The organism is Belnapia mucosa, from assembly GCF_016775475.1.
GTDB lineage: Bacteria > Pseudomonadota > Alphaproteobacteria > Acetobacterales > Acetobacteraceae > Belnapia > Belnapia mucosa.
The window spans coordinates 416,919-438,497 of record NZ_JAEUXJ010000004.1; the positions used below are offsets into that span (position 1 = coordinate 416,919).

Genomic DNA, 21,579 nt, shown 5'->3' on the forward strand with positions numbered 1-21,579 from the left:
CCCGCCGATGAGCGAGCTCGCCCGCGCCCTGCTGGCGCCCCGCCGCATCGCCCTCATCGGCGCCTCGGCGGATCCGACGCGGCTGACCGCGCGGGCGCAGCTCTATCTCAGGAAGCATGGCTTCACCGGGGACATCCTGCCGGTGCATCCGCGGGAGACCGAGGTTCTCGGCCTCCGCGCCTATCCCTCCGTCGCCGAGATCCCCGGCCCGGTCGATCTCGCCTATATCCTGCTGAACACCCAGCATGTCGAAGGCGTGGTGGATGCGGTGGCGGCCAAGGGCATCCCGGCCGCCTGCGTCCTGGCCGATGGCTTCGCCGAGGCGGGGCCGGAGGGTGCCGCCTTGCAGGCCCGGCTGCTGGCCACCGCGCGGACCGCCGGCCTTCGCATCCTCGGCCCGAATTCCATGGGCATCGTGAACCTCAACGCCCGCATCGCCTGTTCGGTGAATGCGGCGCTGGAGGCGGAGAGCCTGCCGGCCGGGCGGCTTGCCCTGGTCTCGCAATCCGGCTCCATGATGGGCGCACTGATGTCGCGCGGCGCGGCGCGGGGCATCGGCTTCTCCCACCTCATCGGCACCGGGAACGAGGCCGACCTGACCGCCGGCGAGGTCGCCGGCCTGCTGGTCGATGACCCCGATGTCGATGCGATCCTGCTCTTCCTCGAGGCGATTCGGGCGCCGGAGCATTATGCCGAGCTCGCCCGCCGGGCGCATGCGGCGGGCAAGCCGGTCATCGCCTACAAGCTCGGCCGCAGCCCCTATGGGGCGGAACTCGCCACCAGCCATACCGGCGCCCTCGCCGGCTCCGACGCCGCGGCCGAGGCCTTCTTCCGCGCCCATGGCATCGCCCGCGTCACCACGCTGGAGGCGCTGCTGGAATTGCCGCCGCTGCTGATCGGCCGGAAGCCTCTGACGCGCGCCCATCGCGCCGTCGGGGTGATGACGACCACGGGCGGCGGCGGCGCCATGGCGGTCGATTGCCTGGGCGTCGCCGGGATCGAGGCCCGCGCGCCGGACGCCACCGCCCACGCGGCGCTGGAGGCAGCCGGCTTCCACCCGCATGGAAGGCTGCTGGATGTGACACTGGCGGGGACCAAGCCGGACCGCGTCGCCGCCGCGCTCGGCGCCCTGCAACAGGCGACGGATACCGACCTGGTGCTGTCCGTCATCGGCTCTTCGGCCCAGTTCCGGCCGCAGGATTCAGTCGCCGGCATCCTCCGTGCGCGGGAGGCAGGGGGCGGGACGCCGATCGCCGCCTTCCTGGTGCCGCAGGCCGATGCCTCGCTGCGGCTGCTGGCCGAGGCCGGCATCCCCGCCTTCCGGACGCCGGAATCCGCCGCCGACTGCATCCGCGCCTGGTGCGACTGGCGCACCCCTCGCGCCACCCCGCCGGCGCCCGCCATCGCCCATGCCCTGCCGGCGCGGCCGGACGAAGCCGATGCCCGCCGCCTTTTCGCCGCCCTCGGCCTCGACAGTCCCTTCGCGGTGCTGGCGGCGCCCGAGGATGATCCGGGCGGGATCGCCTTCCCCGTCGCGCTGAAGATCCTCTCGCCCGACCTCGCTCATAAGACCGAGCTCGGCGGCGTCCGTCTCGCCATCCCCGATGCCGCGACGCTGCGGCAGGAAGCGGCGGCGATGCAGACCCGCGTGGCCGCGGCCGCTCCGGGCGCCCGCCTCACCGGCTTCCTGGTGCAGCCCATGGCGCGCGGCCTGGGCGAGGCGATCCTCGGCTTCCGCCGCGACCCGGAAGTGGGGCCTGTGGTCCTGCTCGGCACCGGCGGCGTCACGGCGGAGCTGTTCCGCGACGTCACCCTCCGCCTCGCCCCGGTCGATGAGGCGGAGGCGATGGAGATGATCGGCGAAGTGCGCGGCTTGCAGCCGCTGGCCGGCTGGCGCGGCCTGCCGCGCGGCGACCTCGCCGCCCTGGCCCGCGCCGTCGTCGCCGTCTCGCAACTGGCGGCACGGTCGGATATCGCCGAGGCCGAGATCAACCCGCTCATCATCGGGCCGGATGGCGTGACCGTCGCCGATGCCTGGGTGGTGCCGGTGAAGGAGGGGTCGTGACGCCCGAAAGCCTGATCCGCGGCCGCTACGGCCTCGGGCCCGACACCCCCCTGCCCTTCGCCCCGGCGAATGAGGTGCCACCGGCGCTGGCCGCCCTGCTCGACCGTCGGGTGACCCGCCGCTACGCGCCCGATCCGGTGCCGGAGCCGCTGCTGCACACGGTCCTCGCCGCCGCCCAATCGGCGCCGAGCAAGTCCGACCTGCAGCAATATTCCATCATCCTGATCCAGGACCCGGCCAAGATCGCGCGCATCGCCGACTGGATCACCGGCATGGACTGGATCAAGGGGGCGCCGGTCTTCCTGCTCTTCTGCGGCGATATCCGCCGCGGCCGGCGGATCGCCGCGCTGCATGGCCGCGCCCATGCCAACGACAATGTCGATACCTTCCTGAACGCCACCGCGGATGCGGCGCTCGCCCTCGGCTTCACGGTGATGGCCGCCGAGGCCGCGGGGCTTGGCACCTGCCCCATCTCCTATGTACGGAACCATGTGGAGAAGATCGGGCCGCTGTGCGGCCTGCCGCCGGGCGTCTTCCCGGTCGCCGGCCTCACCCTCGGCTGGCCGGCGGGCGAGCGCAATTGGCTCTCCCCCCGCCTGCCCCAGGCGCTGGTCGTCCACCGGGAGACCTATGACGATAGCGGGCTGGAGGCGGCGCTGCCCACCTATGACGCCGCCCGCCCGCCGGCCAAGCCGCGCTATTCCGAGATCCACGGCCCGAAGCCCGAGGGCTGCGCCTGGAGTGAGAATGCCGCCCGCCAGCTCTCGGTGCCGGAACGCTTCGGCCTTCGCACCTGGCTGAAGCTGCAGGGCCTCTCGCTTGACTGAGGCCCCGACCGCCGACAACCCGGGCGGCGCCGAGGAAGCGAAGCGCGCCGCCACCCGCTCCGTCACGCCACGGCATGCCGCGAGCCTGATCCTCTGGCGCGAGGGTTCGGCGGGAGTGGAGGTGCTGATGGGTCTCCGCCACGCCTCCCACCGCTTCATGCCGAATGTGCTGGTCTTCCCCGGCGGACGGGTGGACCGGGCCGATCACCGCGCCCCGGCCACCAGCGAGTTGCCGGGCTTCACCCGCACCTGCCTCGAACGCCAAGCACCGCCCTCGCTGGCGCGGGCCATCGGCATCGCTGCGGCGCGCGAACTGCATGAGGAAACGGGCCTCATCCTCGGCCGGATGGAGGGGCTGCGGCTGCTGCCCGATCTTGGCGCGCTGGACTATCTCTGCCGCGCGGTGACGCCGCCCAATCGCTTCCGCCGCTTCAACGCCCGCTTCCTGATCGCTCGCGCCGAGGCCGCGCATGGCGCACTCCGCGGCAGCGGCGAGCTGGAGGAGCTGCGCTTCTTCGGGATCGAGGAGGCCTTCCGGCACAAGATCGCCAGCATCACCAGCAAGGTGCTGCGCGAATTCGTCGCCTGGCTGGGCCTCAGCCCGGCGGAGCGGGAGGCGCGGGAGCTGATCTGCTTCCGCGGGATGGATAATCGCGAGCGTGATCGTCAGAGGCTGGCACGGCCGGCGGCGTGAATCACGCGATTAAACAAAAGGCTAGACCATGATCCGCGATCCTATGATCGTGGATCATGGTCTAGCCGAGCGGTGACCAGGCCTCGCCCTCCCGCCGCGCCTGCCCCTCGCCCTCCAGCTTGATCAGGTGGCTCAGCAGGCTCCGCCCCGCCGGCCCCACCAGCCGCGGATCGAGCGGTCCATAGACCGGCGGGACCAGCTCGGCCGGCGTCGCCCGTCCGGCCGCGCGCAGCGCCGCCAGCACCTTCGCCTCCCGCTCCTCCCGATGCGATTTCAGCGCAGCGAGGAAGGGCTTCGGATCCGCGAGCGGCGCGCCATGCCCGGGCAGCAGCAGCCGGTCGTCCCGCGCCATCACGCGATCGAGGCTGCGCATATAGTCGGCCATGTCGCCATCCGGCGGGCTGACCACGCTGGTGGACCAGCTCATCACATGGTCGGCGCTGAACAGGATGCCCGTCCCCTCCAGGGCGAAGCAGAGATGGTTGGCGCAATGGCCGGGCGTGTGCAGCGCGGTCAGGCGCCAGCCATCCCCCTCCAGCACCTCGCCATCGGCCAGCCGCACATCCGGCTGGAAGCCGTGGTCGCCGCCTTCGCCCCCGGCATCCGGCGGCGTCACATGCGGGCCGAAGCCATAGGTCATCGCCCCGGTCTCCGCGACCAGCGGCCGCGCGCCCGGCGAATGGTCCCGATGGGTGTGGCTGACCAGGACGCGGGTGATGGTCTCCCCCTCCGTCGCCCGCAGGATCGCCGCCAGATGCGCCGCATCCTCCGGCCCGGGGTCCAGCACCGCCACCTGCCCGTCCCCAATCAGGTAGGTATTGGTCCCGCGGAAGGTGAAGGCGGAGGGGTTGTTGCAGACCAGCCGCCGCACCCCGGGCGCGATGCGCTCCACTGCGCCATGCGCCAGATGGTCCTTGGTCAGGAAGGGGATGCTCATGACTGGGCCTCCTTGGGCCGCGTTTCCTCGAGGCCGGTCTTCTCGCGTCGCCGCACCAGCTCCCGGTGCAGGATGTACAGCCCCGCCGCCACGATCAATACGCCGCCCGCCAGCATCGAGGGCCCGGGCAGGTCGCCGAAGGCGATGAAGCCGAACAGCACGGACCAGAGCAGTCCGGAATAGGTATAGGGCGCCAGCGCCGAAACCTGCGCGCTGGCCCAGGCCTCGGTCAGCAGCCATTGCGCCGCGCCGCCGATCAGCCCCATCACCACCAGCAGCAGCAATTCCCAGGCCGTCGGCGCGACATAGAAGAAGGGCAGCAGCGCCAGCGCGAAGCTGCCCATCAGCAGCGACTGCCAGAGGGTGATGGTGGTCGAGCTCTCGGTCGCCGAGAGCTGGCGCACCAGCAGCGTGGTCAGCGCCGAGAACATCCCCTGCGCCACGGCGGCGCCGATGCCGGCCACCGGCGCCCCGGCCATGCCGCCCAGCGCCCCCTGCCCCGCCGCGATCACCAGCACGCCGCAGAAGCCCACCACCACCGCCGACCAGCGATGAATCCCGACCCGTTCGCCGAGAAGGGGGATGGCCAGGATGGTGACAAACAATGGCTGGGTGAAACCGAGCGCCGTCTGTTCCGCCAGCGGCAGCAGGGTGAGCGCGAAGAAGCCGCAGGATTGCGCCGCGATGCCGGTGCCCGCCCGCAGCGCATGGCCGCCGAAGCGCCGCGTCCTGAGGCTGGACAGGCCGAGGCCGGAGCGCAGCAGGATCACCAGCAGCACCGGCAGGGCGAAGACGCTGCGGAAGACCATCATCTCGGCGACCGGGATGCGGTCGCCGAGATCCTTCACCAGCACATTCATCAGGGTGAAGAGCGCATAGGAGGCGAGCATGCAGAGCGCGCCGCGCTTGATATCGTGACGGAAGGCCATCAGACTCGCCCGGCCGCGCGTTCCGCCGCCCGCCGTACCCTCTCGCGGTGGACATTATAGAGCCCGGCCCCGATCACCACCGCGGCGCCGCCGAGCGTCGTCCAGGCCGGCACCTCGCCCCAAATCAGGTAGCCGATGCCGATGCCCCAGAGCAGCGGCGTGTATTCGAAGGGCGCGATGGCCGAAATGGGCGCGAGCGCGAAGCCGCGGGCAAACAGCATCTGCGCCACGCCATTGGCGATGCCGAAGCCGATCAGCGCCAGCAGGCCGACCGTGCTCGGCAGCAGCGGCGGCGGGCCGGAGGCGGGCCAGAGGCCAGGGAAGGGCAGCAGCAGCAGCCCCACCGGCACATGCGTCAGCAGCAGCCAGAAGGCGATGGTATTGGGCTGGTCGGTCCGGGTCAGCACCCGGGTCCAGATGCGGGTCAGCGCCATCGCCGCGACGGCGACCAGCAGCATGGCCGATTCCCAGCGCCAGAGCTCCCCGCCCGGCTGCAGCATGAAGAGCACGCCGCAGAAGCCGACGCCGGTGCTGGTCCAGCGCCGCCAGCCCACCTTCTCGCCCAGCAGCGGGATCGCCATCAGCGTCATCAGCAGCGGCGCCGCGCTGGCCACCGCATAGCTGTCCGCCAGCGAAACGCCGAGCGACCAGGCGAAATACCAGGTCACCGAGATGCAGCAATGCAGCAGGCTCCGCACCGCCAGCAGCCGCCGGTTCACCGGGATCAGGCCCCGGCCGCGCGAGAAGCAGAAGACCAGCAGCGCCCCGATCGCGCCGCGCCAGACCAGCGCCGCGGCGGGACCGATTTCCGGCATCACCCATTTCACCGCCGCATCGGCGGCCGAGATCACGCCATAGCCGAAGCCAACCAGGGCGAGGCCGCGCATCGCCTCCTCCCCGGTCGGGGCGGCGCGATAGCTGAGGGAGGCGGCAGGAGCGGAGGAAGGGTCGGCGGCGGCGCGGATCATGGCCGCGGCACCGGGCCGGGAATGGGGTAGGGCAAGTCGGACTCCTTGGCGGCGAGGTCAGGCCGCGCGGCATAGGCCGGCTTCGATAACCGAAGGTTCATGCCTCTTCCCCGCACACAACGCAGGATCGTGATCGCGCGAAGCTGCGGCGAAAAGATGGACGTTCCTCAAGATTCCGCGTCCATACTCTCCATTGCGTGGGCGCGTCTTGTTTTTGCAGGTGCGAAGATGCCAGATGCCCGGCGTGGAACTCGCAGAATACGACAAAATGGATGCGGTCGAGCAGGAGCTGTGGTGGTACCGCGCCCTGCATACGCATATTCTCGACCTGGTGCGGCAGCGCCCGGCCGGAACGCGACTGCTCGATGCCGGCTGCGGCACGGGCGGATTGCTGACCCGGCTGCGGGAGGATCTGCCGGATCTCGACGCAATCGGGCTGGATTATGCCCATGCCGCGGCCAGCCGGGCCCAGGCCAAGGCCGGCCTGCCGGTCGTGGCCGGGACAGTGCTCGACCTGCCCTTCGCCGATCGCAGCTTCGGCATGGTCGTCAGCCTCGACGTACTCTGCCATGCAGCGGTGGAGCCGGAGCCGGCGCTGCGGGAGATGGTGCGGGTGCTGCAACCGGGCGGGAAGCTGGTGCTGAACCTGCCTGCCTATGACTGGTTGCGCTCGGCACATGACATCCGGGTGCGCAACAGCCGCCGCTTCACCGCCCGCGGCATCCGGCGGTTGCTGACGGAGGCCGGGCTTTCACCTATCCGCATTTGTTACTGGAATGCCCTGCTGCTTCCCCTGATGGTGGTGCAGCGCAAGATCCTGGCCCGCGCCCCCGATAGCAGCTCGGACGTCACCCCGTTGCACCCCTGGCTCAATCGCGGCCTCCTCGCCGCGACGCGGATGGAACGACGTTTGATGGCGGCGGGGTTGCCCTTCCCCGCCGGCGGGTCGGTGCTGGCCATGGCTAGGAAGGAATGAGGTTACCCCATGGGATTCGAGGACCGCAGCATGGCCCTGACGCTGCCTGACCGGGCCCTGCCCGATCCGACCGACCGGAGCCTGCCCGGCGCCTCCGTCACGGAGCATCGCCACCCGGTCGGGCTTTCGGTCGTGGTGCCGGTCTATCGCGGCGCCGCCACGGTCGGCCTGCTGGTCGATGCGCTGTCGGCCCTGAAGCCCGAGGGCGGGATCGAGATCGTGCTGGTGAACGATGGCAGCCCGGACAATTCCGGCGATGTCTGCCGGGCGCTGGCGGCCAGCGCCACCGTGCCGCTCACCTATATCGAGCATGCGCGCAACTTCGGCGAGCACAACGCGGTCATGACCGGCCTCCGCCATGCCCGCGGCGCCTATGTCATCACCATGGATGACGACCTCCAGAACCCGCCGGAGGAGGTCCTCAAGCTTTATGACCATGCCCGGCTGGGCAATTGGGACGTGGTCTACACCCGCTATGCCGAGAAGAAGCACGAAGGCTGGCGCAATCTCGGCAGCCGCTTCGCCAATGGCGTCGCCGACATGCTGCTCGACAAGCCGAAGGGGCTCTATCTCTGCTCCTTCCGCTGCATGAGCGCCCTCGTCGTCGCCGAGATCGCCAAGTATCGCGGCCCCTACCCCTATGTGGACGGGCTGATCATGCAGGTGACGCAGCGGATCGACTCGATCGAGGTGCTGCATCTTGCCCGCGCCGAGGGACGGTCGAATTACACCCTCAAGCGGCTCATCATGCTGTGGATGAACCTGGCCACGAATTTCTCGATCCTGCCGCTGCGGCTGGCGATCTTCGCCGGCGCCGCGATGGGCCTGTTCGGCCTGATCGGCGCCTTCGTGGTGGTGATCGAAGCCATGCTGAGCGGCACGCCTTCCGGCTGGGCCTCCTCCATGACCACCACCCTGCTGGTCGCGGGCGTGCAATTCCTCATCCTCGGCGTGCTCGGGGAATATGTCGGCCGCGCCTTCCTTTCGGCCAATGGCAAGCCCCAGGGCGTGGTGCGGCAGGTGATCCCGGCCCGGCCGACGGAGGATGGCCACTCGTGAATCTCTACTGGCTGGCGCTCGTCGCCGCGATCTGCACCTCGCTCGGTGGCCAGGTGCTGCTGAAGGCGGGCGCGGTGGGCGAGGGTGCCTTTATCACCCAGCTCTTCCGCCCCAGCACCGTCATCGGCCTCGGCGCCTATGGCGGCGCGGCGCTGCTCTACATCATCGCGCTGCGCCAGATTCCGATGAGCGTCGCGCTGCCCTGCACTGCCGCCAGCTATGTGGCGGTGGCGATCATCGGGCATTTCATGTTCGACGAGAGCCTCGGCACCCAGAAGCTCGCGGCGATTGGCCTGATCTGCGGCGGCGTCATCCTGCTGGCCAGCGCCCATAGTTGACCGGCGCCGGACGGCGCAGGACCATGCGCGGGCTGAAGGATGGAGCCCGCGCATGACCGAACTCTGGCGTCTGCCCGCCACCGACCTCGCCCGGCGGGTGCGCGGGCGTGAGGTTTCGGCGCGCGAGGCAGCCGCCGCCGCCCTGGCGCGGCTGGAGGCGGTGAATCCCCGGATCAACGCCGTCATCGCCCATGACCCGGCCGAGGTGCTGGCCGCCGCCGATGCGGTGGATGCGGCGATCGCCCGCGGCGAGGATCCCGGGATGCTCGCCGGCGTGCCGGTCACCATCAAGGTCAATGCCGACCAGCAGGGCTGGCCGACCACCAACGGGCTGCGCATCCAGGCAGAGAACCGGGCGGCGGGGGACAATCCGGTCGTCGCCAATCTCCGCCGTGCCGGGGCGGTCATCCTCGGCCGGACCAATACGCCGGCCTTCTCGCTGCGCTGGTTCACCCGCAATTCCCTGCATGGCGCGACGCGCAATCCGCGTGACCCCGGCATCACCCCGGGCGGCTCCTCCGGCGGCGCGGCGGCGGCGACCGCTTCCGGCATCGGCGCCATCGGCCATGGGACGGATATCGGCGGCTCCATCCGCTACCCCGCCTATGCCTGCGGCATCCATGGCCTGCGCCCGACCCTCGGCCGCATTCCCGCCTGGAATGCCAGCGGGCCGGACCGGCATATCGGCGCCCAGCTCATGGCCGTCTCCGGCCCCCTCGCCCGGACGGTCGGCGATCTCCGCCTCGGCCTCGCGGCGCTGAGCCAGCCCGATCACCGAGACCCCTGGTGGACTCCGGCGCCGCTCGATGGCCCGGCCTATCCGAAGCGCGCCGCCCTCTGCATCGCGCCGGAAGGGATGCCGGTCGTGCCCGAGGTGGCCGCGGCCTTGCAGGACGCCGCCGCCCGGCTGCGCGGCGCCGGCTGGACGGTGGAGGAGGTGGACGCCCTGCCACCGCTCGGCGAATGCGCCCAGTTGCAGGCGATGCTCTGGTTGGCCGAGACCCGCCGTGGCGGCAGCGCCGCCATCGCGCGGGAGGCCGATCCGGATGCGCTCGCGGTCTATGGCTTCATGGAGCAGCTCTGCCCCGCCCCCGACCTCGCCACTTTCCAAGACGGGCTGCAACGCCGCCTCGCCCTGCTGCGGGAATGGCTGACCTTCTTCGAGCGCTATCCGGCCGTGCTGATGCCCGTCTCCGGCGCCCTGCCCTTCCCCGACCACAGCGATGTCGAGAGTGCCGAGGGCTTCGCCCGCATCGTGGCCACCCAGCTCACCCAGGTCGGGCTGCCCTTGCTTGGCCTGCCGGGGCTTGCGGTCAGCACCGGCCTGGTCGGGACGGTGCCGGTCGGCGTCCAGCTCGTCGCCGGCCGCTACCGGGAGGATGTGCTGCTCGCCGCCGCCGAGGCGATCGAGGCCGGCGGCACCCCGCCTTCGCCCATCGACCCGGCCTGATGCGCCTGGCTGCCTGCGCCTTGCTGCTCGCCCTGGCCGCCTGCGCCGGGCGGGGCGGCTGCGGTGCCGATGGCGCCGTGGTGGAGAATGCCTCCGCCCTGGCGGTGGAGCAGCTCCACCTCGCCCCGGCCGGGACCGAGGGCTGGGGCACCGACCTGCTCGCCCAGGCCGACCTGCCGAGCGGCGGCCGCCTGCCGATTCGCCTCACCGGTCCCGGCCGGCAGGCGCTGCGAGTCGTCTGGGTCAATGGCCGCGCGGCGGAGATGCGGGATATCGATGCCTGCACGACCCGGCGCATCACCATCCTCGATGGCAGCCTCCGTGGCGATTAGCGCCACGCGGCTCCTGGTCGGACTTGGCTTGGCGCTGGCGGCCTGCGCCGCGCCGCCACCCGCACCGCTGGCCGAGGCACGGCGCTGCGACGGCCGCATTCGGGTGGTGAATGCCTCGCCGCTGACGGTCGAGCAGCTCTATGTCAGCCACGCCGCGCAGGGCGGCTGGGGCGTGGACCGGCTCGGCCAGGGCGTGCTGCGGCCGGGTGCCGCGACCGAGCTCCCGGCGCCAGAGGCCGGGGCGCAGGATGCACGGGTGGTGTGGGCCGATGGCCGGGCGATGGAACTGCGGCGGACCGATCTCTGCGCCGCCGGCACCCTCCGTATCGGCCAATCGGGGCTGAGCGCCCCCTGATGCGGCCCTATTCGGCCGCCATCGCCTGCCCGGCCGGCAGCACCGACTGCAGCGCCACCACCAGCCCGGCGATCATCGCATCGGTATGGAAGGGCGTGGCGCAGAGCCGCAGCCTCTCCGTGCCGCGCGGCACGGTCGGGTAGTTGATCGGCGTCGCATAGATGCCGTGTTCCTCCAGCAGCCGCCGCGCCACCTGCCGGCAGAGCTCGGCCTCGCCGATCCAGACCGGGACGATATGGCTCGGCCCCGGGATGCGCGGCAGGCCGGCGGCATCCAGCGCCGCTTTCAGCGTCGCGGCCCGCTCGGCCAGCGCCGCCCGGCGGTCCGCGTCCCGCTTCAGCACCAGCACGCTCTCCAGCGCCGCGGCGGCGACGGCGGGCGGCAGGGCGGTGGTGAAGATCAGCCCGCCCGCGGTGCTGCGGATGTAGTCGACCATCGCTGCATCGCCGGCGAGATAGCCGCCGAAGACGCCGAAGCCCTTGGCAAGCGTCCCCTCGATCAGGTCGACCCGCCCGGCGACGCCGTCGCGCTCCGAGATGCCGCCGCCGGTCGCGCCATAGAGGCCGACCGCATGCACCTCGTCGAGATAGGTCATGGCGCCATAACGCTCGGCCAGGTCGCAGATGGCGCCGATCGGGGCGATGTCGCCATCCATGGAATAGACGCTCTCGAAGGCGATCAGCTTCGGCGCCGCGGCCGGGGCGGCGGCCAGCTTCGCCTCGAGGTCGGCGAGGTCGTTATGCTGCCAGATCACCCGCTGCGCGCCCTTAGCGCCGCGCATGCCGGCGATCATGGAGGCGTGGTTCTTGGCGTCCGAGAAGACGATGAAGCCCGGCAGCGCCTCCAGCACCGCGGCGATGCCGGCCTGGTTGGCGATATAGCCGCTGCCGAAGAGCAGCGCCGCCGGCTTGCCATGCAGCGAGGCCAGCTCCGCCTCCAGCGCCGCATGCAGGGGGGAGGTGCCGGAGATGTTGCGGGTGCCGCCGGCGCCGGCGCCATGCTCCTCGACCGCCCGGCCGGCGGCTGCCAGCACCGCCGGATGCGCGCCCATGCCGAGATAATCGTTGGAGGACCAGACGGTGACCTCCCGCACGCCCGCCGGCCCGTGCCAGCGATAGGTCGGGAAGCGGCCGGCCAGCTTCTCCAGATGGGCGAATTCCCGGTAGCGGCCTTCCTGCCGCAGGGCGGCAAGGTTCGACTGGCAATGGCTCAGGAAGGCTTGGCGCGTGTCCATCGGATCCGGCTTCGGCGGTGTGACCCGCCATATGTCGGCATCGGCTGCAAATGCCAATTGATACTGCGCAATCCTGCCATTCATGGACAGGGTTTCAGCCATTCAGAAGTCGTTCAGTAGCCGATCGATCTCGGCCTGGGCGAGGTCGGGCCCAGCCGTCTCCGGCTCGGTGACCGTATGCATCACCGTCTCGACCGTCACCGTCTCCACCGGCATGGCGCCGCCCGGGATCATCCCCTCCAGCATCTGCTCCACCTGCTGCAGGTGCTGGATCGCCCGGCGGATGCGCTGGCCCGTCACGTCCTGGAAGCTGCAGGCCTCGAAGATCGAGCTCACTTTCTCCGAGACAAGGCGCAGCGAGGCGGCGTCCTGCTGGCCCCCTTCCAGCCAGGACTGGATCGCCTCGGCCGCCTCCATGATGGTATTGGCTGCCACCTCCGTCGCCTGCACCACCGCCTCCAGCTCGACCCCACTGTTGCGGGTGGAGGCGGCCGGGATGGCGACCAGGCCGAGGATCTGCTCATGGATGCGGGCAAGCTGGCCGGACAGGTTCTCCTCGGAGAAATCCATCAGCTGGGAGGTCGCATGGACTTCGGCGCTCAGCTCGGCAACGCGGCGATCGATGAAGGCCCGGAGCTCGGCGAACATCCCGCCCATTTCGGCACGGAGCGTCTGCACCTCCTCCGCACTCGCCGCCCCCATCGCGCCGCCTCCACAGCCTCAGCCGGGTGCGATCATGCGCGTCCGACTATGAAGACGGCGTTGATGGCGCTACCACCACCGCCATGACGGTCAGCATCGATCTGGGCCAGACTTCGGCCGGCACTCCGGCGCTGCTCGACCTCGAGGAACTCCTCGCCACCCGGCTGCTGGTGCAGGGCAATTCCGGCTCCGGCAAGTCGCACCTGCTGCGCCGCCTGCTGGAAGGCAGCGCCCCCTGGGTGCAGCAGGCGGTGATCGACCCCGAGGGCGATTTCGTGACGCTCGCCGACCGCTACGGCCATCTCGTCATCGACGCCTCGGCGCATTCCGAGGCCGGGCTGGTCCTGGCCGCCGAGCGCGTGCGGCGCCACCGCGTCTCCGTCATCCTCAACCTCGAGGGGCTGGACGCCGAGGCGCAGCTCCGCCGCGCCGCCGCCTTCCTCGGCGGGCTGTTCGATGCCGAGCGGGAATTCTGGACCCCGATGCTGGTGGTGGTCGATGAGGCGCAGCTCTTCGCCCCCATGGCCGCCGGGGAGGTGGGGGAGGAGGCGCGCCGCGCCTCGCTCGGCGCCATGACCAACCTGATGTGCCGCGGCCGCAAGCGTGGCCTCGCCGGCATTATCGCCACCCAGCGTCTGGCCAAGCTGGCCAAGAACGTGGCGGCCGAGGCGAGCAATTTCCTGATGGGCCGCACCTTCCTCGATATCGACATGGCCCGCGCCGCCGACCTGCTGGGGATGGAGCGGCGCCAGGCGGAGATGTTCCGCGACCTGCGGCAGGGGCATTTCATGGCGCTCGGCCCTGCCCTGTCGCGTCGGCCGCTGCCAGTGAAGATCGGCGCGGTCGAGACCGAATCGCGCGGCGGCGCCCCGAAGCTCACCCCCCTGCCCAGCCGGCCGCTGGAGGATGCGCGCGCCGTCATCCTGGAACCACCGCCGCCCGAGGCGCCGCGGCCGCGCCGTGCCCCGCCCCCGCCGCCGCCCGACATCCTCGCCCAGCTCGCCGCCGCCCGGCCGGCCGCCGCCCCTGCCCTGCCGCCCCCGGCGCCGGAGGCCGAGGCGGCGCATCGCCGGCGGCTGGAGGCGGTGCTGCGCCAAGTCCTGGCCGATCCCGAGAGCGCCTGGCGCCAGCCCGGCCAGCTCCATCAGGATTTCCTGCTGCGCTGCCGGATCGAACAGCTCGGCAGCCGCCTGCCCGACCTGGCCGGCTTCCGCCGCATGCTGGCGGTCGCCAAGGCGGAGGTGCCCGAGGAGATGGCCGCGACGCCGGACTGGGCCGAGGCCGTGGCCAGCGCCGCCGCCCTGCCCGAGGATCTGCAGCCGGTCTTCCTGCTGCTCGCCCGCGCCGCTCTGGGGGGCGAGCCCTGCCCTTCGGATGCGGCGATTGCCCGCGCCTATGGCACCCGCTCCGTCGGCCGGGCCCGGCGGGCGCTGGCCTTCATCGAGGAGCAGGGGGCGATCCAGTGCCGCCCCGACCTCACCGGCCAGCGGATCGTCACCATCGCCGGGCCGGGCTGGGAGACGGCGCCGGGCAACCCGGCCGAGGACGCGGCCTGAGACGGCGCTACGCCTCGGGCCATTCCGGCAGATCCAGCCAGAAGCGGCTGCCCTGCCCCGGCGCCGGGACGACGCCGCAGGCTCCGCCCAGCCGCTCCGCCACGCGCCGGACGATCGCCAGCCCGACGCCGCTGCCGGGATAGGCTTCCCGGCCATGCAGCCGCTCGAAGGGGCGGAAGATGCGGTCCTGGTCGGCCGGGGCGATGCCGATGCCCCGATCCTCCACCCAGAGCCGGACCAACCCTTCCTCGGCCGGCTCGGCGCGGATCGTCACCTCAGGCGCCTGGCCGGGGGCGGTGAATTTCAGGGCGTTGCCGAGGAGATTGGTCACCGCCAGGTGCAGCGCCCCGGCATGGCCGCGCACCGCAGGCAACGGTCCGCGGAGCGCGATCCGCGCCCCGGCCGCTTCCTCCCGCAACTGGTCGAGCACCGCCTCCACCACCTGCTCCAGCTCGACACGGCCGAGCGGCAGGTCCTGCCGCGCCAAGCGGCTATAGCCGAGGATGTCGTCGATCAGCCCGTCCATCCGCTCCGCCGCGCCGGCGATGCGGGCCAGATAGCCCCGCTCCACCGGCGCTAGGCGGGGGCCGGCATCCTCCTCCAGCGCCTCGGCATAGCCGCCGATGGCGCGGGCCGGGGCGCGCAGGTCGTGCGAAATTGTGGCGGCGAAGGCTTCCAGCTCGGCATTCGCCTCCTCCAGCGTCGCCGTCCGCTCCTCCACCTCCCGCTCCAGCCGCGCGTTCTGCTCCTCCAGCCGGCGGTTGTCGCGGCGGCGGAGGACGCCGAGGGCGCTGATCCCGGCCGCGAGCAGGGCCAGTGCCCCGCAGGCGACCGCCAGCATGGTGCTGGCCTGGGTGCGGCGGTCCCGCTGCCGGCTGCGCTCCCGCAGGACCTGCTGCCCGGTCGATTCGAAGGCGGTGAGGATCGCCCTGATCCCCTCCATCAGCCGCAGCCCCTCATCGGTGCGGACCAGGGCGAGCGCAGCCCCCGACGAGCGCTGGTGCAGCACGATGGTGCGGTCGAGCTCATCCAGCTTGGCCTCGATCAGTGGCCTGAGGGCATCCAGCCGGCGGCGCTGGTCGGGCCGCTGGACCAGCCGGTCGAGCTGGGCGAAATGCTTCCAGATCCGCTGGACCGAGGCCTCATAGGGCTCGAGGTAGCGTTCCTCTCCGGTCAGCAGGTAGCCGCGCTGCCCGGTCTCGGCATCGAGCATATCGGCAACCACCTCCTGGGCCTGTTCCAGGATCGCCACGGCGCGGTCCACCGCGCGCCGCTCCTCGCCGAGCCGGGACAGGTTGTAGCTGAGGATGAAGCCGCCGAGGGCCAGCAGCATCAGCGCCGCCAGGGCGGCCAGTGCGGCGACGGCCGAGAGGTCCTGCGGCCAGCGCAGCCCCACCCTGCCATTCCGTGCCCGGCCTTTAGCCATCGCTCCGTCCCGCCATCACTGGCTGGAATGGCGCATCCGGCATCGGGGTTCCCGCGAATGCGACCCGATAGCGCCGCTGCCGCACCAATCCTGAGGGCAGTTCGCCGGTTCATCGGCCATGCGGATTCTGATTGCCGATGACGACCCGGATTTTCGCGGCCTGGCCAGCCGGGCCCTGCGCCGCGAATTCGTTGATTGCACCATCACCGAGATCGGCGACCGCGCCGGGCTGGAGACGGCGCTCGCCGAGCCGCCGCCCGATCTCCTGGTCTCCGACCTCAACCTCAACTGGATCGATGGCTTCGGCATCCTGGCCGCGGTGCAGACCCGGGCGCCGCGCTGCCCGGCCATCATGTTCACCGGCACCGGCAACGAGGAGGTGGCGGTCCGGGCCATCAAGGAAGGCTTCGACGACTATGTGGTGAAGTCGCCGAAGCAGCTCCGGCGCCTGGCCGCGGCGGCGCGGGCGGCCGTGACCCGGGCCGAGACCCGGCGCCATCTGGAGGAGAACCGCGACCTGCTGACGCAGGAGCTCTACCACCGGCTGCACAACAACCTTCAGCTCGTGGTCGGGCTGATCGCCTTCACCGCCCGGGAGATCGGCGATCCGGAGGCGCGCTGGAAGCTGGAGACGCTGGGGCGGCGGGTGCAGTCGCTCTCGCTGCTGCAGGAGAGCCTCTATCGCGGCGGCGATTTCCGCCGGGTCGAATTCCATCTCTTCCTCCGCCGCATGGCCGAGGATCTGCTGGGCCTCGAAGGGCAGCGGGTGGAGGCGCGGCTGGAGCTGATGCCGGTCGTCCTGCCGGTGGACCTCGCCGTTCCGCTGGCGCTGATCGCCAATGAATGGATCACCGCCGGCTTGCTGCATGCTGCGCCCCCGCCCCGGATCGCCGTCGTGCTGCACGAGACCGAGGGGCTGATCACGCTGGAGGTCACCGCCGGGGGCGGAGCGGCGGCGGATGGGGGCGGGCTCGGAACCCGGCTGGTCGATCGCCTTGCCCGCCAGATCGGCGGTGTGGTTGAAGCAAAGCCCGAGAGCGACAAGAAAACATGCCGGATCATAGTGCGGGCGCCCTCCCCGCTGGCCTGAGGGTGCTGATCGTCGAGGATGAGTTCCTCATCGCGGATTACCTCGCGATGCTGCTGGAAGAGGCTGGGCACCAGGTCGTCGGCACCGCCGCGACCGGGGAGGAGGCGCTGGCGCTGCTCGGTGGCGGGGTCGCCGCCGATATCGTCAGCCTGGATGTGAAGCTTCCCGGCGGGATGGATGGCATCGGCGTCGCTGCCTGGCTGCGCGACCGGGCCGGGCCGCCCTTCCTCTTCGTCACCGGCTCCGGCGACCCGGCCTCCCGCGCCCGATGCGAGGCGGCGGGTCCGCTGGCGATCCTGCAGAAGCCGGTCGATCCCGTAGCGCTGGAGCGGGTGCTGGCCGGGGTGCGGCGGGGTTAGAGCATTTTCAAGTCCGGCGTGTCCGCCCGACGACTCGGAAAATGCGACCAAACAACACGCTAGACCGCTTTCACTTGTGCGCAGCGCAGGTGAAAGCGGTCTAGCCAAAGGCCCCGACCTCATGGGTGATCGCCGCGCCGCATTCGCGGACCAGGGCGAAATACCGTGCCATGGGCTGGAACAGCGCGGCATGTTCCGAGGCATAGCTCAGCCCCTCCCGCGGCGGCGCCGGCTCGCCGAATTCCAGGCCGATCACCGGGCCCGGCGCGGCCGGGAAGACCTCCTCCAGCAGCTTCAGCGCCGGCTCGACATCGAGCTGGAGGATGCGCAGCACCAGCGCCTCCCGCGTCGCGCCATGGCGGGGGGAGAAGTCGGGCACCCGCACCGCCAGCAGCCAGATGCGATGGATCAGGGCAAGGCGCAGCGCATGCAGCAGCACCAGCCGGTCCCCCATCGCCGGCAGGTCCGGCCAGGCATGGCGCAGCGCCAGATGATCCGCCTGGAGCCGGCGGAACAGCCGCCGCACCGGCGCGTCGAGATCGAGCACCTCCACCGCCGTGGCGACGCCGAGCAGCTCCTCCCGCCGGCCCGGGCGGCGGGTGAAGCCGGCGCGGTCCAGCCAGGGGCCGGGATCGAGCGTATCCACCACCGCCCGCAGCACCCCGATATCCGAGCAGGCCGCCGCCCGTGCCGCCATGGCCAGGGCGCGCGCGAAGCGGGGCGAGCGGGCGCGCAGATCGGCGAAGGCGTCCGGGTTGGCGGTGGCGGCGGCGCCCAGCCCGTGCAGCGTATTCGCCATCCAGCCAAGCTGCTGGAGGATGGCGTTGTTAGGGATGGCACGGAGCTGGGAGGGATGGCTGATCCGGATCGGCCCCGCCAGCCCATCCGCCTGCCGCACCGCGGGGCGGGAGCCGGTGCGGTCGAGCAATCCCGGCCCGAAGGCGCCGAGCAGCGCGGCATAGCCGGGATCGGCGACCAGCGCCTGCATCTCCCGCCGGACGGTGGCGAAGAAATCCGCCACGTAATCGGCCTCGGCATAGACCGGGTCGGCGACCTTGCCGGGGGGCGCGAAGGCGTGGCGGGCGATGCCGGCAATGGTCGCGCGCGCCAGCGCCGGGGTGCCGAAGAGCAGGTAGCCATCGCCCCCCTGGAAGGCCGTCTCCTCCCGCAGCCGGAGCCCGGCGCGGTCGAGCGCGGCGCGCGCCTGGGGCGGCGAGAGATAGGCGAGCCGGTCAGCCAGGCTGTCCGGATGGCCGCCGCGGCCGACGCTCTCGCCATGGGTGTCGAACAGCACCACCTCGATGCCGTCCAGCTTGTGGCGGCGGAGCAGTTCCACCAGCCGCAGCTTCAGCCGCTCCGCCAGGTAGCTGCCGGCGAGCTGGCCGACATAGCGGCCACTGTCCGAGTAGCCGAATTGGAGGCAGAGCCGGCCATGGGCGCGCAGGTAGTCGCGGTAGTGCGGACTGCGCAGCGCCTCCTCCAGCACCCGCTCGCCGCGATCCAGCGCCTCGGCGGTCTCGAACAGGGGCGAGAGCTCCACCGCCATCTCGGCGCCGAAGCGCCGCGCCAGCCAGAGGGCGGCGAGCAGGGTGTAGCCGGTCTCGGTCTCGGCGATCAGGAAGCGGATGGGCGCGCTGCCATCCACATGCTTGGCGATCTGGGCGCAGACCAGCATCAGCCGCGCCGCGCTCGCCTGTTCCGCCAGCAGCGCGCCGAAATCCACCGGCAGGGGCTGGACCTCGGCCAGCGCCTCGTTGATCTCGGCCAGCAGGCCGCGGCGCTGCGCCATGTCCTCGGCGCTGGCCTGGAGGCCGAGGCGCTGGCGGACGGCATTGTGCAGCTGGGCGGCGTTCAGCCGCACATGGGTATGGGCCAGCGCCAGCCCATGCGCCGCGAGCCCGGCCCGCGCCACTGCGAGGTCGAGCCGCGCCGCATCGTCCGGCGCGGCGGCGATGGCGGCGGGGAAGAGCGCCATCAGCGGCTCGGTCGAGGTCATCGCCGCCTCGCGCCGCTCGATCAGCACCCGGGCCATGGCCTGCACCGCCTCCGGCTCCGGCCGCTCCGGCACGGCGGCGAGCTGCGCCTCGACCGCGGCCAGCGCCTCACCGGTGCGGGCGGCAAGCGGGGCGGCGACCTCGCCGAGTTCGGCGAACTGCCCGGCCAGGCGTTCGAGCTGGAGGCGCTTCATCGTGAGCCGCAGCCGCAGCGTGTCCCACCAGCCGATATCGGTGCGGCCATCGGTGTCGTAGCCGACCCAGCTCGCCAGCAGGATCGGGCGGGGGACGAGCCCCGTCCAGCGATCGGGCCAGACGGCACGGGCGGCGCGCAGCAGCTCGGCGGTCAGCGTATCGATCGCGTCGCGGCCGCGGGCGATGGCGGCCACCGCCTGGCGGAACTCCTCGGCGAGGGTTGGCGCCGGCGGGCGGTGCGGCAGGCCGGCGGGGAAGGCGGCACCGCTCGCCGCCTCGGCCAGGGCGGTGCCGGTGGCGGGGGGCAGGGAGAAGGTCGGGTGGGCGGTGAAGACGGCGGCGAAGCGCGGCGTCTCCATCAGGGCGCGGTAATGCGCGAAGGGGACGGGGCTGTCCTCCGGGTCCGGGCGGACGAGGCGCGCCGCCAGCGCCGCCAGGTCCGGCACCCGGTCGGGCAGGCCGAGATAGGCGGTGAGGCGCCCGGCCCGCTCGCCGGCGGCGGCATCGGCGAGGGCCTGGATCATCCGCCCGAGGCTTTCGGGATCGAGCGCCCCGTCATCGATGCGGCGGCTGATCGCCAGCGCGATGAGCAGGACCGGGTCGCCGAAGGGGTCATGCGCAGCGGCCGCCCGGGCTTCGCGCAGGCGGGCGAGGATGTCCTGGAGCGGATCGGGGGCGATATCGGGCATGGCGTGATGTTGCACCTGCGAAGAAGCAGGGCGCCAGCCTCGAATGGCAGGAAGAGCGTGTTTCGGACAAAAGCGAGCGGAGGGCGGGTTCGGCCGGTTTCGGACAAAAGCGGTTGGGAGGCGGACGGGATAGAGGCCGGGTGGCGGACGGGCAGGATTGGGCATCGACCGGGCCTCCTGACGGGGACCGGAACAGTATCAGGATTTTGATCCTATTTCCAGGGCAAAGGGCCCTGCCATCCGGATAGCCTCCGGCGTCAGCGCCGGATCAGGACGACCCCGCCGATCAGCAACGCCACGCCAATCAGCCGCGTCACGTCGATCGGGCGCTGGGCGAGGCCGAGCCACCCGAAATGGTCGAAGGCCACCGAGGCCAGCATCTGGCCGGTGACGAGGAGGGCGATGAAGGTCGCGGCCCCGAGCTGCGGCACGAGCAGGATGGAGAGGCCGATGAAGATCGCGCCGAACAGGCCGCCGCTCCAGGCCCACCACGGGATGCGGGCCGCGACGCCCACCGAAGGGATGGGGTCGCGCAAGGCGAGCGCGAGCAAGGCCATGCAGACAACCCCGACCAGATAGCTCACGAAGCCCGACCAGGCCGCCGAGCTCAGCGCCGTCCGCAGGTTGCTGTTCAGGACCTGCTGAACGACGATGCTCACCCCTGCCCCGATGGCGAGGAGAACGGGCAAGGCCAAGCCTGTCATCTGTCGTCTGGTCGTCCTCAGCCCGGGATCAGTGCCGCCACCGCGCGGTCGGCAGGCTGGTCGCTCGCGGCGAGCCCGGCCGCGACGCCCGCCCGGTCCGCAGCATTCCGGTTCTGGCTCATCTTGCGCTTGCCCTCAATGCGGGTGATCGGCAGGCGCAGGCCGACGATCCCCTTCAGCTGCGCGCGGATGAACTCCGCGGGCGCGTCCGTGACGGCCCAGGGCTCGGCGCGGCGCTGTTCGTGCAGGTTGGTCAGCCGCGTGACAACCTCCAGCAGGCGGTCGGCATCCTCGAAGAACTCGGCCGGGCCATAGGCATGGACGGCGAGGTAGTTCCAGGTCGGCACGACTTTCCCATGCTCCCGCTTGGCCGGATAGAAAGCGGGGCTGACATAGGCCTCCGGTCCTATGAACAGCGCCATGGCGTCGCCCGCCGGCGGCAGCTTCCACTGCGGGTTCGCACGCGCGAGGTGGCCATAGAGCGTGCCGTAGGGGCCTTCTTCCGGCGCGAGGAAGAGCGGCAGCGGCGTGGCGATCAGGCCCTCCGCCGTGGCGGTGACGAGATTGGCCAGGCGCGCTTCCCGCATCGTGCCATGCAGGGCGGCGAGGTCATCCTCTCGGAAGGCGGGCGGGACATACATGGGTGGGCCTCCTGGGCTGGCCTGGACCTTGCCCTCAAGCTGGACCACAAGGAACATCC

The 21,579-nt window shown here is 71.6% G+C and carries 21 protein-coding genes; 12 read left to right on the forward strand and 9 right to left on the reverse strand.

What is annotated here, in order from left to right; genetic code table 11:
- Positions 1 to 7: 7 nt before the first annotated feature.
- The 3 genes from JMJ55_RS12940 to JMJ55_RS12950 are packed head-to-tail and all read left to right on the forward strand — an operon-like array spanning position 8 to position 3,586.
- Positions 8 to 2,065 (forward strand): acetate--CoA ligase family protein, encoded by a 2,058-nt coding sequence (locus tag JMJ55_RS12940; protein WP_202825959.1) that lies wholly within the window; start codon positions 8 to 10, stop codon positions 2,063 to 2,065.
- The gene (locus JMJ55_RS12945; RefSeq protein ID WP_202825960.1) at positions 2,062 to 2,892 is read left to right on the forward strand and encodes a nitroreductase family protein; all 831 of its coding nucleotides are present in this window, start codon (positions 2,062 to 2,064) and stop codon (positions 2,890 to 2,892) included. Before JMJ55_RS12940 ends, JMJ55_RS12945 begins: the two co-directional genes overlap by 4 nt.
- Positions 2,885 to 3,586, forward strand: a complete 702-nt coding sequence (locus tag JMJ55_RS12950; protein WP_202825961.1) for an NUDIX hydrolase — start codon at positions 2,885 to 2,887, stop codon at positions 3,584 to 3,586. The genes JMJ55_RS12945 and JMJ55_RS12950 overlap by 8 nt, the downstream gene beginning before the upstream one ends.
- A gap of 61 nt (positions 3,587 to 3,647) precedes the next feature.
- Here JMJ55_RS12950 and JMJ55_RS12955 read toward each other — a convergent pair whose 3' ends face one another.
- The 3 genes from JMJ55_RS12955 to JMJ55_RS12965 are packed head-to-tail and all read right to left on the reverse strand — an operon-like array spanning position 3,648 to position 6,420.
- The gene (locus tag JMJ55_RS12955) at positions 3,648 to 4,523 is read right to left on the reverse strand and encodes an MBL fold metallo-hydrolase (protein WP_202825962.1); all 876 of its coding nucleotides are present in this window, start codon (positions 4,521 to 4,523) and stop codon (positions 3,648 to 3,650) included.
- Entirely contained in the window at positions 4,520 to 5,452 is a 933-nt protein-coding gene (locus JMJ55_RS12960; RefSeq protein ID WP_202825963.1) for a DMT family transporter, read from the reverse strand. Before JMJ55_RS12960 ends, JMJ55_RS12955 begins: the two co-directional genes overlap by 4 nt.
- Positions 5,452 to 6,420: a DMT family transporter gene (locus JMJ55_RS12965; RefSeq protein ID WP_236033657.1), complete on the reverse strand. Its 969-nt coding sequence runs from the start codon at positions 6,418 to 6,420 to the stop codon at positions 5,452 to 5,454. Before JMJ55_RS12965 ends, JMJ55_RS12960 begins: the two co-directional genes overlap by 1 nt.
- A gap of 235 nt (positions 6,421 to 6,655) precedes the next feature.
- On the opposite strand from JMJ55_RS12965, the gene JMJ55_RS12970 reads away from it, so the two are divergent.
- The 6 genes from JMJ55_RS12970 to JMJ55_RS12995 are packed head-to-tail and all read left to right on the forward strand — an operon-like array spanning position 6,656 to position 10,930.
- Positions 6,656 to 7,396, forward strand: coding sequence for a class I SAM-dependent methyltransferase (locus tag JMJ55_RS12970; RefSeq protein WP_236033658.1), 741 nt, complete (start codon positions 6,656 to 6,658; stop codon positions 7,394 to 7,396).
- 9 nt (positions 7,397 to 7,405) lie between these two features.
- Positions 7,406 to 8,455 carry a glycosyltransferase family 2 protein gene (locus tag JMJ55_RS12975; RefSeq protein ID WP_236033659.1) on the forward strand — a complete coding sequence of 350 codons (1,050 nt, stop codon included), beginning with the start codon at positions 7,406 to 7,408 and terminating at the stop codon, positions 8,453 to 8,455.
- On the forward strand, positions 8,452 to 8,793 hold the full coding sequence (locus JMJ55_RS12980; protein ID WP_202825964.1) for a DMT family transporter: 342 nt from the start codon (positions 8,452 to 8,454) through the stop codon (positions 8,791 to 8,793). Before JMJ55_RS12975 ends, JMJ55_RS12980 begins: the two co-directional genes overlap by 4 nt.
- 52 nt (positions 8,794 to 8,845) lie before the next feature.
- The gene (locus JMJ55_RS12985) at positions 8,846 to 10,243 is read left to right on the forward strand and encodes an amidase family protein (RefSeq protein ID WP_202825965.1); all 1,398 of its coding nucleotides are present in this window, start codon (positions 8,846 to 8,848) and stop codon (positions 10,241 to 10,243) included.
- Entirely contained in the window at positions 10,243 to 10,575 is a 333-nt protein-coding gene (locus JMJ55_RS12990) for a hypothetical protein (RefSeq protein ID WP_202825966.1), read from the forward strand. Before JMJ55_RS12985 ends, JMJ55_RS12990 begins: the two co-directional genes overlap by 1 nt.
- Complete coding sequence (locus tag JMJ55_RS12995; RefSeq protein WP_202825967.1) at positions 10,565 to 10,930, forward strand: hypothetical protein; 366 nt, start codon at positions 10,565 to 10,567, stop codon at positions 10,928 to 10,930. Before JMJ55_RS12990 ends, JMJ55_RS12995 begins: the two co-directional genes overlap by 11 nt.
- Before the next feature lie 7 nt (positions 10,931 to 10,937).
- Here JMJ55_RS12995 and hemA read toward each other — a convergent pair whose 3' ends face one another.
- The gene (hemA, locus tag JMJ55_RS13000) at positions 10,938 to 12,164 is read right to left on the reverse strand and encodes a 5-aminolevulinate synthase (RefSeq protein ID WP_202825968.1); all 1,227 of its coding nucleotides are present in this window, start codon (positions 12,162 to 12,164) and stop codon (positions 10,938 to 10,940) included.
- Between the two features lie 102 nt (positions 12,165 to 12,266).
- On the reverse strand, positions 12,267 to 12,866 hold the full coding sequence (locus JMJ55_RS13005; RefSeq protein ID WP_202825969.1) for a hypothetical protein: 600 nt from the start codon (positions 12,864 to 12,866) through the stop codon (positions 12,267 to 12,269).
- Positions 12,867 to 12,949: 83 nt separating this feature from the next.
- Between JMJ55_RS13005 and JMJ55_RS13010 the strand changes: the two genes are divergently transcribed.
- Positions 12,950 to 14,422 carry an ATP-binding protein gene (locus JMJ55_RS13010; RefSeq protein WP_202825970.1) on the forward strand — a complete coding sequence of 491 codons (1,473 nt, stop codon included), beginning with the start codon at positions 12,950 to 12,952 and terminating at the stop codon, positions 14,420 to 14,422.
- Positions 14,423 to 14,429: 7 nt separating this feature from the next.
- On the opposite strand, the gene JMJ55_RS13015 is transcribed toward JMJ55_RS13010, so the two are convergent.
- On the reverse strand, positions 14,430 to 15,848 hold the full coding sequence (locus tag JMJ55_RS13015; protein WP_202825971.1) for a sensor histidine kinase: 1,419 nt from the start codon (positions 15,846 to 15,848) through the stop codon (positions 14,430 to 14,432).
- Positions 15,849 to 15,966: 118 nt separating this feature from the next.
- On the opposite strand from JMJ55_RS13015, the gene JMJ55_RS13020 reads away from it, so the two are divergent.
- On the forward strand, positions 15,967 to 16,938 hold the full coding sequence (locus JMJ55_RS13020; protein ID WP_202825972.1) for a sensor histidine kinase: 972 nt from the start codon (positions 15,967 to 15,969) through the stop codon (positions 16,936 to 16,938).
- On the forward strand, positions 16,899 to 17,297 hold the full coding sequence (locus JMJ55_RS13025) for a response regulator (protein ID WP_202825973.1): 399 nt from the start codon (positions 16,899 to 16,901) through the stop codon (positions 17,295 to 17,297). The genes JMJ55_RS13020 and JMJ55_RS13025 overlap by 40 nt, the downstream gene beginning before the upstream one ends.
- 100 nt (positions 17,298 to 17,397) lie before the next feature.
- On the opposite strand, the gene JMJ55_RS13030 is transcribed toward JMJ55_RS13025, so the two are convergent.
- The 3 genes from JMJ55_RS13030 to JMJ55_RS13040 all read right to left on the reverse strand — a co-directional run bounded on the left by JMJ55_RS13030 (position 17,398) and on the right by JMJ55_RS13040 (position 21,520).
- Positions 17,398 to 20,175, reverse strand: a complete 2,778-nt coding sequence (locus tag JMJ55_RS13030) for a phosphoenolpyruvate carboxylase (protein WP_202825974.1) — start codon at positions 20,173 to 20,175, stop codon at positions 17,398 to 17,400.
- A gap of 257 nt (positions 20,176 to 20,432) precedes the next feature.
- Entirely contained in the window at positions 20,433 to 20,879 is a 447-nt protein-coding gene (locus JMJ55_RS13035; RefSeq protein WP_202825975.1) for a DMT family transporter, read from the reverse strand.
- Positions 20,880 to 20,896: 17 nt separating this feature from the next.
- Complete coding sequence (locus JMJ55_RS13040; RefSeq protein ID WP_202825976.1) at positions 20,897 to 21,520, reverse strand: FMN-binding negative transcriptional regulator; 624 nt, start codon at positions 21,518 to 21,520, stop codon at positions 20,897 to 20,899.
- Between the last annotated feature and the right edge of the window lie 59 nt (positions 21,521 to 21,579).

Excerpts from the sequence above, each read along its gene's own strand:
- JMJ55_RS12965 (WP_236033657.1), bottom strand. The coding sequence starts at position 6,420 with ATGATCCGCGCCGCCGCCGACCCTTCCTCCGCTCCTGCCGCCTCCCTC.
- JMJ55_RS12990 (WP_202825966.1), top strand. The coding sequence starts at position 10,243 with ATGCGCCTGGCTGCCTGCGCCTTGCTGCTCGCCCTGGCCGCCTGCGCC.
- JMJ55_RS12975 (WP_236033659.1), top strand. The coding sequence starts at position 7,406 with ATGGGATTCGAGGACCGCAGCATGGCCCTGACGCTGCCTGACCGGGCC.
- JMJ55_RS12960 (WP_202825963.1), bottom strand. The coding sequence starts at position 5,452 with ATGGCCTTCCGTCACGATATCAAGCGCGGCGCGCTCTGCATGCTCGCC.
- hemA (WP_202825968.1), bottom strand. The coding sequence starts at position 12,164 with ATGGACACGCGCCAAGCCTTCCTGAGCCATTGCCAGTCGAACCTTGCC.
- JMJ55_RS13030 (WP_202825974.1), bottom strand. The coding sequence starts at position 20,175 with ATGCCCGATATCGCCCCCGATCCGCTCCAGGACATCCTCGCCCGCCTG.
- JMJ55_RS13040 (WP_202825976.1), bottom strand. The coding sequence starts at position 21,520 with ATGTATGTCCCGCCCGCCTTCCGAGAGGATGACCTCGCCGCCCTGCAT.
- JMJ55_RS13035 (WP_202825975.1), bottom strand. The coding sequence starts at position 20,879 with ATGACAGGCTTGGCCTTGCCCGTTCTCCTCGCCATCGGGGCAGGGGTG.
- JMJ55_RS12940 (WP_202825959.1), top strand. The coding sequence starts at position 8 with ATGAGCGAGCTCGCCCGCGCCCTGCTGGCGCCCCGCCGCATCGCCCTC.
- JMJ55_RS13010 (WP_202825970.1), top strand. The coding sequence starts at position 12,950 with ATGACGGTCAGCATCGATCTGGGCCAGACTTCGGCCGGCACTCCGGCG.
- JMJ55_RS13015 (WP_202825971.1), bottom strand. The coding sequence starts at position 15,848 with ATGGCTAAAGGCCGGGCACGGAATGGCAGGGTGGGGCTGCGCTGGCCG.
- JMJ55_RS12970 (WP_236033658.1), top strand. The coding sequence starts at position 6,656 with ATGCCCGGCGTGGAACTCGCAGAATACGACAAAATGGATGCGGTCGAG.
- JMJ55_RS13005 (WP_202825969.1), bottom strand. The coding sequence starts at position 12,866 with ATGGGGGCGGCGAGTGCGGAGGAGGTGCAGACGCTCCGTGCCGAAATG.
- JMJ55_RS13020 (WP_202825972.1), top strand. The coding sequence starts at position 15,967 with ATGCGGATTCTGATTGCCGATGACGACCCGGATTTTCGCGGCCTGGCC.
- JMJ55_RS12955 (WP_202825962.1), bottom strand. The coding sequence starts at position 4,523 with ATGAGCATCCCCTTCCTGACCAAGGACCATCTGGCGCATGGCGCAGTG.
- JMJ55_RS13025 (WP_202825973.1), top strand. The coding sequence starts at position 16,899 with ATGCCGGATCATAGTGCGGGCGCCCTCCCCGCTGGCCTGAGGGTGCTG.
- JMJ55_RS12985 (WP_202825965.1), top strand. The coding sequence starts at position 8,846 with ATGACCGAACTCTGGCGTCTGCCCGCCACCGACCTCGCCCGGCGGGTG.